13 protein-coding genes and 1 riboswitch are annotated in these 12,727 nt (G+C 61.8%); of the genes, 11 read left to right on the forward strand and 2 right to left on the reverse strand.

Translation table 11 applies throughout. The features are described from left to right. Positions 1 to 119 precede the first annotated feature (119 nt). The 5 genes from metK (at position 120) to AC1RRC_RS29800 (ending at position 4,554) form a co-directional block, all read left to right on the forward strand. Entirely contained in the window at positions 120 to 1,283 is a 1,164-nt protein-coding gene (metK, locus tag AC1RRC_RS29780; protein ID WP_493059336.1) for a methionine adenosyltransferase, read from the forward strand. 147 nt (positions 1,284 to 1,430) lie between these two features. Then, positions 1,431 to 1,496: riboswitch (S-adenosyl-L-homocysteine riboswitch) on the forward strand. Between the two features lie 29 nt (positions 1,497 to 1,525). Continuing rightward, entirely contained in the window at positions 1,526 to 2,953 is a 1,428-nt protein-coding gene (gene ahcY, locus AC1RRC_RS29785; RefSeq protein WP_493059337.1) for an adenosylhomocysteinase, read from the forward strand. A gap of 99 nt (positions 2,954 to 3,052) precedes the next feature. Then, the gene (locus AC1RRC_RS29790) at positions 3,053 to 3,409 is read left to right on the forward strand and encodes a phage holin family protein (protein WP_493059338.1); all 357 of its coding nucleotides are present in this window, start codon (positions 3,053 to 3,055) and stop codon (positions 3,407 to 3,409) included. After that, a complete protein-coding gene (gene metF / locus AC1RRC_RS29795) occupies positions 3,396 to 4,223 on the forward strand; it encodes a methylenetetrahydrofolate reductase [NAD(P)H] (RefSeq protein ID WP_493059340.1) in 828 nt (275 codons plus the stop codon). The genes AC1RRC_RS29790 and metF overlap by 14 nt, the downstream gene beginning before the upstream one ends. A 73-nt stretch (positions 4,224 to 4,296) precedes the next feature. Beyond that, positions 4,297 to 4,554, forward strand: a complete 258-nt coding sequence (locus AC1RRC_RS29800; RefSeq protein WP_493059341.1) for a hypothetical protein — start codon at positions 4,297 to 4,299, stop codon at positions 4,552 to 4,554. An 18-nt stretch (positions 4,555 to 4,572) separates the two neighbouring features. Here the strand turns inward: AC1RRC_RS29800 and AC1RRC_RS29805 are convergent, their stop codons facing one another. Beyond that, the gene (locus AC1RRC_RS29805; protein WP_493059342.1) at positions 4,573 to 5,163 is read right to left on the reverse strand and encodes a 5-formyltetrahydrofolate cyclo-ligase; all 591 of its coding nucleotides are present in this window, start codon (positions 5,161 to 5,163) and stop codon (positions 4,573 to 4,575) included. Positions 5,164 to 5,190: 27 nt separating this feature from the next. Between AC1RRC_RS29805 and AC1RRC_RS29810 the strand changes: the two genes are divergently transcribed. From AC1RRC_RS29810 to AC1RRC_RS29830, 5 genes are all read left to right on the forward strand, one after another. Then, positions 5,191 to 7,167 carry a lytic transglycosylase domain-containing protein gene (locus tag AC1RRC_RS29810; RefSeq protein ID WP_493059343.1) on the forward strand — a complete coding sequence of 659 codons (1,977 nt, stop codon included), beginning with the start codon at positions 5,191 to 5,193 and terminating at the stop codon, positions 7,165 to 7,167. Between the two features lie 38 nt (positions 7,168 to 7,205). Then, on the forward strand, positions 7,206 to 7,931 hold the full coding sequence (locus AC1RRC_RS29815; RefSeq protein WP_493059345.1) for a glutathione S-transferase family protein: 726 nt from the start codon (positions 7,206 to 7,208) through the stop codon (positions 7,929 to 7,931). Positions 7,932 to 7,936: 5 nt separating this feature from the next. Further along, positions 7,937 to 9,091: a multifunctional CCA addition/repair protein gene (locus tag AC1RRC_RS29820; RefSeq protein WP_493059390.1), complete on the forward strand. Its 1,155-nt coding sequence runs from the start codon at positions 7,937 to 7,939 to the stop codon at positions 9,089 to 9,091. A 154-nt stretch (positions 9,092 to 9,245) separates the two neighbouring features. After that, positions 9,246 to 9,923, forward strand: a complete 678-nt coding sequence (locus tag AC1RRC_RS29825) for a GNAT family N-acetyltransferase (protein WP_493059346.1) — start codon at positions 9,246 to 9,248, stop codon at positions 9,921 to 9,923. Then, the gene (locus tag AC1RRC_RS29830) at positions 9,916 to 10,713 is read left to right on the forward strand and encodes a substrate-binding periplasmic protein (protein WP_493059347.1); all 798 of its coding nucleotides are present in this window, start codon (positions 9,916 to 9,918) and stop codon (positions 10,711 to 10,713) included. The genes AC1RRC_RS29825 and AC1RRC_RS29830 overlap by 8 nt, the downstream gene beginning before the upstream one ends. Before the next feature lie 170 nt (positions 10,714 to 10,883). Here the strand turns inward: AC1RRC_RS29830 and AC1RRC_RS29835 are convergent, their stop codons facing one another. Next, positions 10,884 to 11,405 (reverse strand): Lrp/AsnC family transcriptional regulator, encoded by a 522-nt coding sequence (locus tag AC1RRC_RS29835; protein ID WP_154380627.1) that lies wholly within the window; start codon positions 11,403 to 11,405, stop codon positions 10,884 to 10,886. Positions 11,406 to 11,606: 201 nt separating this feature from the next. Between AC1RRC_RS29835 and hppD the strand changes: the two genes are divergently transcribed. Next, positions 11,607 to 12,716, forward strand: coding sequence for a 4-hydroxyphenylpyruvate dioxygenase (gene hppD, locus AC1RRC_RS29840; RefSeq protein WP_493059349.1), 1,110 nt, complete (start codon positions 11,607 to 11,609; stop codon positions 12,714 to 12,716). Positions 12,717 to 12,727 lie beyond the last annotated feature (11 nt).

Raw genomic sequence — 12,727 nt, forward strand, 5'->3', positions numbered from 1 at the left:
TCGTAGTATCCGCTGAGTTAACAGACAACTTGCGAGGCGGAATATAAATCTCGCTAAAGCGTCGCAAGCCCGTTTTGGTTGTTGCGACATGTTTATTCAACCATTATCAGGAGCTTGTGATGCCCGTTGATTATTTGTTTACCTCTGAATCCGTTTCCGAAGGCCACCCGGACAAGGTCGCCGACCAGATTTCCGATGCCATCCTGGACGCCATCCTGGCGCAGGACCCGAAAGCCCGCGTCGCCGCTGAAACCCTGTGCAACACCGGTCTGGTGGTGCTGGCCGGTGAAATCACCACCCACGCCAACGTCGATTACATCCAGGTGGCGCGCGAAACCATCAAGCGTATCGGTTACGACAACACGGAATACGGTATCGATTACAAGGGTTGCGCCGTGCTGGTTGCTTATGACAAGCAATCGCCGGACATCGCCCAAGGCGTTGATGAAGGCGCCGGTATCGACCTGGACCAGGGCGCCGGCGACCAGGGCCTGATGTTCGGCTACGCGTGCGATGAAACCCCGGAACTGATGCCGGCCGCGATTTACTACTCGCACCGCCTGGTCGAGCGCCAGTCGCAGCTGCGCAAGGATGGCCGCCTGCCATGGCTGCGTCCGGATGCGAAATCGCAAGTCACCCTGCGTTACGTGGATGGCAAGCCAGTCGCGGTCGATACCGTGGTGCTGTCGACCCAGCACCATCCGGACGTTACCCACAGGCAGATCGAAGAAGCCGTCATCGAAGAAATCATCAAGCCGGTGCTGCCGTCGGCATGGCTGAATGGCACCAAGTTCCTGGTCAACCCGACCGGCCGTTTTGTTATCGGCGGCCCGCAGGGCGATTGCGGCCTGACCGGCCGCAAGATCATTGTGGACACCTACGGCGGCGCGGCGCCGCACGGCGGCGGCGCGTTCTCCGGCAAGGATCCATCGAAAGTGGACCGTTCGGCAGCCTACGCGGCCCGTTATGTGGCGAAAAACATCGTGGCCGCCGGCCTGGCGCGCCAGTGCCAGGTGCAAGTGTCGTACGCGATCGGCGTGGCGCGTCCGATCAACATCACCGTCTACACCGAAGGTACGGGCGTGATCGCTGACGAGAAAATCGCCCAACTGGTGCAGGAACACTTCGACCTGCGCCCGAAAGGCATCGTGCAAATGCTGGACCTGCTGCGTCCGATCTACGCGAAAACCGCGGCATACGGCCACTTCGGCCGTGAAGAGCCGGAATTCACGTGGGAACGCACGGACAAGGCTGCGATCCTGCGCGCCGCTGCCGGCCTGTAATCTGGCGCAGCCGGCTGGGCCGGAATCCAGGTTGAGGAATTTACGGACAAGGCCGCGATCCTGCGCGCCGCTGCGGGACTGTAAGATCTGATGTTGTAACGCTGCGCCGGACTGCTCCGGCGCAGCGAGTTTTCTGCTAAAATTATCCGTTCCGAGGAGCGCTGCGACCAGTCACCTGGCCAGGCTCGGACATCAACACCGCGCTCACGTTACTTTTTTCAACTAACTGAAAGGAGGGCGTGATGAACGCCGCATTGAAATCCTCGCAAGACTACATCATCGCTGACATCGGCCTGGCGGCCTGGGGCGAAAAAGAAATCAAGATTGCTGAAACGGAAATGCCTGGCCTGATGGCCATCCGTGAAGAATTCGCCGCTGCCCAGTCGCTGAAAGGCGCGCGCATCACCGGTTCGCTGCACATGACCATCCAGACCGCCGTGCTGATCCGCACGCTGGAAGCGCTGGGCGCGCAAGTGCGCTGGGCCTCGTGTAACATTTACTCCACACAAGACCACGCCGCCGCCGCGATCGCCGCCGTCGGCACGCCGGTGTTCGCCGTCAAGGGCGAAAACCTGGACGAATACTGGGAATACACGCACCGCATCTTCGAGTGGCCGAACGACGCCGCCGGCAATGCCGTGTATTCGAACATGATCCTGGACGATGGCGGCGACGCCACCCTGCTGCTGCACCTGGGCGTGCGCGCTGAAAAAGACATTTCGGTGCTGAACAACCCGGGTTCGGAAGAAGAAATCTGCCTGTTCAACTCGATCAAGGCCCACCTGGCCAAGGACGCCACCTGGTACTCCAAGCGCCTGCCGGAAATCATGGGCGTGACGGAAGAAACCACCACCGGCGTGCACCGCCTGTACCAGATGCACAAGGACGGCAAGCTGGCCTTCCCGGCCATCAACGTCAACGATTCCGTCACCAAGTCGAAGTTCGACAACCTGTACGGCTGCCGCGAATCGCTGGTGGACGGCATCAAGCGCGCCACCGACGTGATGATCGCAGGCAAGATCGCCGTGATCGCCGGCTACGGTGACGTGGGCAAGGGTTCGGCCCAGGCCATGCGCGCGCTGTCGGCGCAAGTGTGGGTCACCGAGATCGACCCGATCTGCGCCCTGCAGGCGGCCATGGAAGGCTACCGCGTGGTGACGATGGATGAAGCCGCATCGCAGGGCGACATCTTCGTGACCTGCACCGGCAACTACCACATCCTGACCGAACAGCACATGCTGGCCATGAAAGACCAGGCCATCGTCTGCAACATCGGTCACTTCGACAATGAAATCGATGTGGCGTCGCTGAAGAAATACGAGTGGGAAAACATCAAGCCGCAAGTCGACCACGTGATCTTCCCTGATGGCAAACGTATTATCTTGCTGGCCGAAGGCCGCCTGGTGAACCTGGGTTGCGGCACCGGCCACCCGTCGTACGTGATGTCGTCGTCGTTCGCGAACCAGACCATCGCGCAGATCGAACTGTTCAGCAACATCAAGGCGTATCCGGTCGGCGTGTACACGCTGCCGAAACACCTGGACGAGAAAGTCGCCCGCCTGCAGCTGAAAAAGCTCAACGCGAAGCTGACCACCCTGACCGAAGAACAGGCTGCGTACATCAACGTGCAAGTCCAAGGCCCTTACAAGCCTGACCACTACCGTTACTAATATGTGGATGCCCGGCCTGAAGGCCCGGCACCCATGTTGTCCAAGCCGTTGCAAGGACCGCGCACGCGGTCTTTGCAACGTGCGGTTGCGAGGCTCTTTATGCGTTTGGTCCTTACCTGGTTAATCAATGCGGCCGCCCTGCTTGCCGTGCCCTACCTGATGCATTCCGTCGATGTCACAAGCATTGGCGCCGCCCTGGTTGCAGCCCTTGTGCTGGGCCTGGTCAACACCCTGATACGTCCCGTTTTGCTGCTGCTTACTTTGCCTGTGACGTTGCTGTCGCTGGGCTTGTTCATCCTCGTCATCAATGGCTTCATGTTCTGGCTGGTGGCGCAATGGGTGGACGGCTTCCACGTCGATAGCTTCTGGTCCGCAATGGGCGGCGCAATCTTGTACAGCGTGATTTCCTGGGCTCTGTCTACCTTACTTTTGAAGAATGCAGATGGAAACTCCTAATTTCAGTATTGAATTCTTTCCGCCCAAGACGGCGGAAGGCGCGGAAAAGCTGCGCGTGACGCGCGCCAAGCTGTCCGAATTGCACCCCAAGTATTTTTCCGTGACGTTTGGCGCCGGCGGCACCACGCAAAACGGCACGCTCGACACCGTGCGTGAAATCATGGCTGCCGGCGAAGATGCCGCGCCACACCTGTCGTGCATCGGCGGCACCCGTGAATCGATCCGCGCCATCCTGAACGAATACAAATCGCACGCTATCCGCCGCCTGGTGGCGCTGCGCGGCGACTTGCCGAGCGGCTATGGCGCTTCCGGCGAATTCCGTTATGCCAATGAACTGGTGGAATTCATCCGCGCGGAAACCGGCGACTGGTTCCACATCGAAGTGGCCGCGTATCCGGAAGTGCACCCGCAAGCCCGTTCGCCGCAGCACGACCTGGAAGCGTTTGTGCGCAAGGTGAATGCCGGTGCCAATGCCGCCATCACCCAGTATTTCTACAACGCGGATGCGTACTTCCATTTTGTCGACCAGGCCACCAAGGCCGGCGTCACGGTGCCGATCGTGCCGGGCATCATGCCGATCACGAATTACACGCAGCTGATGCGTTTTTCCGACATGTGCGGCGCGGAAATTCCACGCTGGGTGCGCCTGAAACTGGCCAGTTTTGGCGACGACACGGCATCGATCAAGGCCTTCGGCCTCGACGTGGTGACGGACCTGGCCCAGCGCCTGCTCAAGGGCGGCGCCCCGGGCATCCACTTCTACAGCATGAACCAGGCGGCGCCGACCACGGCGCTGTGGCAGCGCCTGGTGTAAAGGGCAGGGGCGCCCCGTGCGCCTGTGCCGGTTTGGCGCGGCCCGTCGGCCGCGTCCGGATGGATGGAATCTTATGAAATATATTCTGTGCCCAGTTTTATTTGTCGGCATGATTGCCGCACTGGTATCGGGGATCACCAACGGCAGCGGCGCCGACTTGCTGAAAAGCGTCGGCTACCTGGCCGTGTTTTTGACCTGTCTGCCCCCCGTCACGGCGCCGGCGCCCAGCCACCGGGCCGCCATCCTGATCAAGCAATATGCAATGCAGCTCGGCATGCTGGGTTTTACTTGCCTGCTGTTGTCGGTGGCTTGGAAAAGCGGCTGGATCTGACCTGCCGCCTGCGGGCGCTTACGCTTCGGTCAGCATGACATCGAGTGCGACGTCATGCGGATCGTCCGGAAAATCCGCCTGCAGGCAACGGTAGGCGATCCCCGCCGTGGCCGGCCGTGGCGCGTGTTCCAGGGTACGGTCATAAAAGCCGCCGCCATAACCGAGGCGGAAGCGGTGCGGGTTGTAACCTAAACACGGCACCAGCAAGGCCGGCGGATACGCCGTCATGCGCAAATCCGCCGGCACCGCCACCCCCATGGTGTCCTTGACCATGGCTTCGCCGATGGTCCATTCGGCAAACTCCAGCGCCGCATCCCTGGCCACCACCACCGGCAGCAGCAGCCGTACGCCGCGCCGGGCCAGTTCGTCATAGGCGGGCCGTAAATCCGGTTCGTCGCGCAGCGGCCAGTACACGCCCAATTCCCGCACCTGGTTTGCGTCCTGCCACGCCAGCACGTTGGCGCACAGCGCCAGGTCCCACGCGGCCCGTGTTTCCGGGGCTAGGGCGCGGCGCAATGCCAGCAATTGTTTCCTTAATTCAGCTTTTCCGGCGGGCAGTTTGTCTGGTGGCGTGGCTGGGTTGCGTGGTATTCTTGGATCGCTGGTCATGTCTGGTTTTTTTGTGAGAGTCGTACCTTGATTTCCCCTTCGAAATGGATAGCCGGCATTGCGATTGCCTGTGCTTTCGCATCCGCAACATCCCAAGTCCACGCTGACGACCTCGACTCCCGCAAGGAAGACGATGCCTTCCTGTTGCTGCGCGAAGCCGTGCGCAAGGACGAACCGGCCAAAGTGGATTTTTACGGCGCGCGGCTGGGCAATTATTCCATTCCGTCGTACGTTGATTATTATCGGCTGAAATCCCGTTTGCGGGATGCCGCCACCTACGATATCCGTGAATTCCTCAAGCGCCACGAAGGCAGCGCGATAGCCGACCGCTTGCGCAATGACTGGCTGCTGGAGCTGGGCCGCAAGAAAGACTGGCCGAACTTCGATGACCAGTTCCCGCTATTCGTGCTGAACGACGATACGCAAGTCAAATGCTATGCGCTGCAATCGAAAGCCCTCAAAGGCATCAAGGTGGCGGACGATGCGCGCGCCCTGCTGACGCAGCCCAATGGTTATGGCGAAGCCTGCGCGGGCCTGATCGCCACCTTGTTCCAGGCCGGCCAGTTTTCCGCCGACGATGTGTGGGCGCAGGTGCGGCTGGCGGGCGAATTCAATGCCACCGGCCAGGCACGCCGCGCGATCCTGTTGCTGGGCGGCGTCGACAAAAAAATTTCCCAGGCGGTGGATGTGCCGCTGGTGGCCCTGGCCAAAGGCGCCGGCGTGTCCAAGGCCGACCATGAAACCTTCCTGGTGGCGGTCGGCCGCGCGTCGAAGACAAGCATGAAACTCGCGGTGCTGGCGCTGAACAAGGCGGCGCCGAAACTCACCGCGCAGGAACAGGCGATCGGCTGGGCCAATATCGCGCTGCAATCGTCGTATTCGCTGGCGCCGGAAACCGCCGACTACTGGCACAAGTCGAACGGTGCGCCGCTGTCGCTGGACCAGCACCAGTGGAAGACCCGCTTCGCGCTGCGCAACGGCGACTGGAAGCAGGTGAAAAAGAATATCGCCGCCATGCCGGAAGCGCTGCGCAGCGATCCGGCGTGGGTGTACTGGAAGGCCCGGGCGCTGATGGCGGAACATCCGGGCGCCCAGCCGTCCGGCGAAGCCGCGCAACTGCTGCGCACGATTGCCGACCAGCCGCATTTCTACGGCCAGCTGGCGCAGGAAGAATTGGGCAAACTGGTGACGATCCCGCCGCCCGGCGCGCCGTTGACGGACAGCGAAGTGGCCGCGATCGCCGCCCGTCCGGGCTTCCAGCGCGCGCTGAAATTCTTTGGCATGCGCCTGCGCTTCGAAGGAACGCGGGAATGGAACTGGGAATTGCGCAGCCTGAACGAACGTGAGCACCTGGCGGCGGCGGAATTCGCGCGGCAACACCATATCCTGGACCGCATGGTCAACACCTCGGACCGCACCCGCGTGCAAGTCGATTACACCCAGCGCTTCCCCGTGCCGCATGACGACATCATGCATCCGGCCACGCAGACGCTGGGGCTGGATAAAGCATGGGTGTATGGCCTGATCCGGCAAGAGTCGCGCTTCATCATGGATGCGCAATCGCATGCCGGCGCGTCCGGCCTGATGCAGGTGATGCCGTCCACCGCGCGCTGGGTCGCCAAGAAAATCGGGCTGAGCGATTATGTGTCGGACGCCATCACGGACGTGCGCACCAATATCCTGCTGGGCACCAATTACATGAACATGGTGCTGGGGAACATGGATGGCTCGCAAGTGCTGGCCTCGGCCGCATACAACGCGGGCCCGGGCCGCCTGCGCTCGTGGCGCGCCACCCTCGACAAGCCGATGGAATCGGCGGTGTTCATTGAATCGATTCCGTTTTTCGAGACCCGCACCTACGTGAAAAACGTGATGTCCAACGCCACCTATTACGCCGCCCTGTTCGAGGGTAAGCCGCAATCGCTGAAAGCGCGCATCGGCAGCGTGGCGCCCAAGGGCTATACCGAACAGCAATTGCAGGAAGCCGCCTTCGGCGGCCGCTGATTTTTTCAGATAACACTACCCCATTGGAACCCAGATCCATGCAAACTGAACTCGATCCCCTGTTGACGCAAACCCTCGCCGCCGCACGTGAACCGGGCCTGACCCTGGTGATCGGTAACAAGAACTATTCGTCGTGGTCGATGCGTCCGTGGGTCGCGATGACGGCCTTTAATATTCCGTTCCATGAAGTGCGCGTGCTGCTGGACCAGCAAGACACGGCCAACAAGATCGCCGCGTATTCGGCCTGCGGCCGGGTGCCGGTGTTGCTGGCCGGTGAGATAACGATCTGGGACAGCCTGGCCATTTGCGAATACCTGGCCGAGCAATTCCAGGAAAAACACTTGTGGCCGCAGGACGTGGCGGCGCGCGCGATGGCGCGTTCCGTCTGCGCGGAAATGCATTCGGGCTTTTCCAGCCTGCGCACCTCGATGTCGATGAACATCAAGGGCCGCTATCCCGGCAAGGGCCGCACGCCCGGCACCCAGGCCGATATCGGCCGCATCAGTGAAATCTGGGAAGAGTGCCTGGCGCGCTTTGGCCATACTGGCGGCCACTCCGGTTTCCTGTTCGGCGAATTCTCGATTGCCGACGCGTATTACGCGCCGGTGGTGATGCGCTTCCACACCTATGGCGTGACGTTGCCGCCCGCGCTGAATGGCTATTGCGAACGCGTGCGCAACCATCCCGCCGTGGCGCGCTGGACCGAGGAAGCCATGGCGGAAACCGAAACCTGCCCGCTGCACGACGCGGAAATGCCGGACTGATGGCAATGCAAGTCTATGTGGTCGGCGGTGCGGTCCGCGACGAGCTGCTGGGATTGCCCGTCCAGGACCATGACCACGTGGTGGTGGGGGCGACCCCGGAAGACATGGTGCGCCAGGGGTTCCGCCCGGTCGGCAAGGATTTCCCGGTGTTCCTGCACCCGCAAACCCAGGAAGAATATGCGCTGGCGCGCACCGAGCGCAAAACCGCGCCCGGCTATAAAGGCTTCGTCTTCCACACCTCGCCCGATGTCACCCTGGAACAGGATTTGATCCGGCGCGACCTGACCGTCAATGCGATTGCCAAGGCGGCCGACGGTACCCTGATCGACCCCTTCAATGGTCGCGCCGACATTGTTGCGCGCGTGTTCCGCCACGTGTCGGATGCGTTTGCCGAAGACCCGGTCCGCATCCTGCGCGTGGCGCGCTTTGCGGCGCGCTATGGCGACTTCACGGTGGCGCCGGAAACCAATGCGCTGATGCGGCACATGGTGGAGCATGGCGAAGCCGATGCGCTGGTGGCCGAACGGGTGTGGCAGGAAGTGTCGCGCGGTTTGATGGAAGCGGCGCCGTCGCGCATGTTCGACGTGCTGCGCGATTGCGGCGCGTTGGCGCGCATCATGCCGGAACTCGATGCCGGCCCGCAGGCGATGCGCGTGATCGATCATGCGGCGGCTGCCGGCCTCGATTTGCCGGTGCGGTTTGCCGCCTTGCTGCAAGGGCTGGGCGGTTCGGCGGAGGCGCTGAAAGCGGCAGACCAGTTGTGCAAGCGCCTGAAAGTGCCGGCCGAGTGCCGCGACCTGGCCGTGATGGCGGCGCGCGAACGTGAGGTGGTGGCCGATGCGCTGGCGCTGGATGCCGGCGCCATCGTCAAGCTGCTGGAACGCTGCGACGGTTTCCGCAAGCCGGCCCGCTTCAGCCAGTTGCTGCTGGCGTCGCAAGCCGGGGCCTGTGGCGCTGAAGAACAGGATGCGGACTGCCCCTATCCGCCGCTGGCGCACCTGGAAACCGCCCTGGCGGCCGCCCGCGCCGTCAACGCGGGAGAAATCGCGCAATCGTGCGCGGATCAGCCGCAGCGGATTCCTGAACGGGTGCACCAGGCGCGTGTGGCGGCGGTGCGCGAGGCACTGAGGTTGCCAGAGGAAGGGGATGGGAAATCCTAATGATCGTTAGGATTTTTCATGACTTCCTGGACTTGCCAGCAAAATCCTAAGAACTGTTAGGATTTTCTGAACACGTTGCATGATGCGTTGCCTCCCGCTTGGCTGGTAAGATGGGAGCCAATGCTGAGCCGCGCCCCGCGGCCGGGAGCCGCCCATGAAGCTCAACCTGTTCCGCAATCCGTTCCGCCGCTGGATGTCCGGCGATGGCAGGGACCGTCCGACGGTGCCGGTCAAGGAACTGGCTGAGCGTGACCGGCGCCGCATGGTCAAACATTTCATGGCGCTGGAAAAGCCGGACCGGCTGCTGCGCTTTGGCGCCCACACCTCGGACGACCAGGTGGCCAATTACGTGTTCGGCATCGATTTTTCCCGCGATATGGTGTTTGGCGTCTACAACCGCGTGTTCAAGCTGGTGGCGGTCGGGCACCTGGCCTTTGCGCCGCGCGAGTCCAGGAATGCTGCGTCGGACAAAGAGCGGGTGGCGGAATTCGGCGTCTCGGTACTGAGGGCGGCGCGCGGCCTGGGGATCGGTTCGAAACTGTTCGAGCGGGCCGCGATGCACTGCCGCAACAACGACATCGACACCCTGTATATGCATTGCCTGTCGTCCAACAAGACCATGATGCATATTGCGAAAAAAGCGGGCATGGAAATCCACCGCGACTATGGCGAAGCGGATGCGTATCTGAAACTGCCCGCGCCCAGCCCGGCCACGGTGCTGCAGGAAGCGCTGGACGAGCAACTGGCCACATTGGACTATGCGCTGAAAGCCAATACGCGCGCGGCCGCCAAGTTGCTGGACAAACTGCCGGGTGTGAAGTCCGATGATTAAGCCACGTTCTCCATGGCGGTTCGCCTGGCTCGCCTGGTTTGCCGCCAGCCTGGCGGCGGACTTGTCCGCGGCGCCGCTCAACCTGTGCTTTGAAGATGTGCCGCAATCGCCGTGGACCATGCCGGACGGCGCCGGCCTGAACATCGAACTGTTGAAGCGGGTGGAGCGCCTGACGGGCGAACAGTTCAATTACATCGCCCGCCCCTGGAAGCGCTGTGAAGAAGAGACCCGCAGCGGCATCATGGACGGCATGATCGGTCCGGCCGACAACCCGCGCCGCCGCGCCTACAGTGTGCCGCCGCAAAAGCCGGACGGCGCGCAAGACCCGGAACGCGCGATGTACCATGACCAGGTGATGCTGTTCCTGCGCACCGGCAGTGGCGCCAGCTGGGACGGCAAGCACCTGGTCAATCCGCGCGGCATCGCGGTGGCGCAGCGCGGCTATTACACGGTGGACATGCTGCAGGCGCTGGGCCAGAAAGTCATCGACACGCCCAAGTCGGCCGAAGAAGGCTTGCGGCTGCTGGCCGTGGGCGCCGCCGACGTGGCGGTGCTGATGGGGCGGGGGGCGGAAGACGCGCTGCGCAACGATCCGCGATTCCACGGCAAGATCGGGCTGGCGCGCCAGCCGTTCGCCATTTTTGATTTCCACCTGATGATCGGCCGCAAGGCGTTCGACAAGGACCCGGCGCGCTTCGAGGCGATCTGGAACGCGATTGCCACGGTGCGCGCCACGCCGGAATACCGCCGCCTCGAAGCGGGGCATCTGCGGCAGCCGGCGCGCGATTAGCATCCCGTCCTGTTGCGCGGCGGATATCAGCCCGGCTGATGCCGGCGCGGCTTGTATCAGCGCGACTTATAGTGGCGCGACTTATAGTGCGCGGCTTAGATCGACGCGGCTTATCTCAGCGCGGCTTTCCCCGGCGGGGATGACAACAGCGCGGCTGACAACAGCGCGCCTTACAGCAGCGGCAGCGCCGTGGTGTCCTTGATCCGCTGCAGCGCGAACGACGACTTCACATCGAGCACGGCGGGATGGCGCAGCAGGGTCGCCATCATGAAGCGCGAAAAGTGGTCCATGTCTTCCACGTGCACGCGCAACAGGTAATCCATTTCCCCCGTCATCGCATAGCAGGCCACCACTTCCGGCCACTGTTCCACCGCCACCGCGAAATCCGCGCGCGGCGACGCGCCGGCCGGGTTCACGCCGAGCGCGCGGGCATTGCTGTGGGCCGCCGCATCGCTGTGTTTTTCCAGCCTGACATTCACATAGGCCAGCAGGCCCAGGCCGATCTTGTCCGGGTCCAGCAGCGCCACGTATTGGCGGATCACGCCTTCCTCTTCCAGCCGCTTGATGCGGCGCAGGCACGGGGAGGGCGACAGGTTGACTTGTTCGGCCACGTCCTGGTTGGACAGGCGGCCATCATTTTGCAAAATGGACAAAATCTTACGGTCGGTTTTGTCGAGCGCAATTTTGGTCATAGATTCCTCGGATGAACTGGACGCGCGATTGTGTCGCGCGCAATCTGGGCTACAAATTCCTGTTTTGTTCAGGCATTCGGCAATATTATTGCGCAAATTTTGTGGCGTCAGGAATTATTCGCAATTAAATGCTGCCCTTAGAGGTCTATACTGTGCGAAAAATACTTTACGTATACGTAAACTTACGCACTGGAGACAGCCATGAAATTTGAGCCGTGGGACAACCCGATGGGGACCGATGGGTTTGAGTTCGTCGAATATGCGGCGCCGGACCCGAAGGCCCTGGGCGCGCTGTTCGAAAGCATGGGGTTTACCGCCATTGCCCGCCACCGCCACAAGGACGTGACCCTGTACCGCCAGGGCGGCATCAATTTCATCATCAATGCCGAACAGGATTCGTTTGCGCAGCGCTTTGCGCGCCAGCACGGTCCTTCCGTGTGCGCGATCGCCATCCGCGTCAACGACGCGGCGGCTGCCTACCAGCGCGCGCTGGAAATGGGCGCGTGGGGTTTTGACAACAAAACCGGCCCGATGGAGTTGAATATCCCGGCCATCAAGGGCGTGGGCGACTCGCTGCTGTACTTCGTCGACCGCTGGCGCGGCAAGAATCCCGCTGGCGGGATTGGCGATATCTCCATTTATGACGTCGACTTCGTGGCGATTCCCGGCGCCGACGCCAATCCGGTTGGCAACGGCCTGACGTACATCGACCACCTGACGCACAACGTGCACCGTGGCCGCATGAAGGAATGGGCCTCGTTCTATGAAAACCTGTTCAATTTCCGTGAAATCCGCTACTTCGACATCGAAGGCAAGCTGACCGGCCTGAAGTCGAAGGCGATGACGTCGCCGTGCGGCAAAATCCGCATCCCGATCAATGAATCGTCGGACGACAAGTCGCAGATTGCCGAATACCTGGACGCCTACCACGGCGAAGGCATCCAGCACATCGCGCTGGGCGCGGACAATATTTACCAGTCGGTGCAGGCCATGCGCGGCACCGGCATCGTGTTCCAGGACACCATCGCGACGTATTACGAACTGGTCGACCGCCGCCTGCCGAACCACGGTGAAAACCTGGAAGAATTGAAGCGCCTGCGTATCCTGATCGATGGCCACAGCAATGAACAGGAACGCGAGCTGCTGCTGCAAATCTTCACGCAAAACGTGATCGGGCCGATTTTCTTTGAAATCATCCAGCGCAAGGGCGACCAGGGCTTTGGCGAAGGCAACTTCCGGGCCCTGTTTGAATCGATTGAACTGGACCAGATCAAGCGTGGCGTGCTGAAAGACGACACCGCCAAAACGTAACTTTTAAACGG

Source organism: Pseudoduganella sp. GW821-FHT12E03 (genome assembly GCF_058807115.1).

Excerpts from the sequence above, each read along its gene's own strand:
- AC1RRC_RS29835 (WP_154380627.1), bottom strand. The coding sequence starts at position 11,405 with ATGACCAAAATTGCGCTCGACAAAACCGACCGTAAGATTTTGTCCATT.
- AC1RRC_RS29800 (WP_493059341.1), top strand. The coding sequence starts at position 4,297 with ATGAAATATATTCTGTGCCCAGTTTTATTTGTCGGCATGATTGCCGCA.
- ahcY (WP_493059337.1), top strand. The coding sequence starts at position 1,526 with ATGAACGCCGCATTGAAATCCTCGCAAGACTACATCATCGCTGACATC.
- AC1RRC_RS29815 (WP_493059345.1), top strand. The coding sequence starts at position 7,206 with ATGCAAACTGAACTCGATCCCCTGTTGACGCAAACCCTCGCCGCCGCA.
- metK (WP_493059336.1), top strand. The coding sequence starts at position 120 with ATGCCCGTTGATTATTTGTTTACCTCTGAATCCGTTTCCGAAGGCCAC.
- hppD (WP_493059349.1), top strand. The coding sequence starts at position 11,607 with ATGAAATTTGAGCCGTGGGACAACCCGATGGGGACCGATGGGTTTGAG.
- AC1RRC_RS29825 (WP_493059346.1), top strand. The coding sequence starts at position 9,246 with ATGAAGCTCAACCTGTTCCGCAATCCGTTCCGCCGCTGGATGTCCGGC.
- AC1RRC_RS29830 (WP_493059347.1), top strand. The coding sequence starts at position 9,916 with ATGATTAAGCCACGTTCTCCATGGCGGTTCGCCTGGCTCGCCTGGTTT.
- AC1RRC_RS29805 (WP_493059342.1), bottom strand. The coding sequence starts at position 5,163 with ATGACCAGCGATCCAAGAATACCACGCAACCCAGCCACGCCACCAGAC.
- AC1RRC_RS29790 (WP_493059338.1), top strand. The coding sequence starts at position 3,053 with ATGCGTTTGGTCCTTACCTGGTTAATCAATGCGGCCGCCCTGCTTGCC.
- AC1RRC_RS29820 (WP_493059390.1), top strand. The coding sequence starts at position 7,937 with ATGCAAGTCTATGTGGTCGGCGGTGCGGTCCGCGACGAGCTGCTGGGA.
- metF (WP_493059340.1), top strand. The coding sequence starts at position 3,396 with ATGGAAACTCCTAATTTCAGTATTGAATTCTTTCCGCCCAAGACGGCG.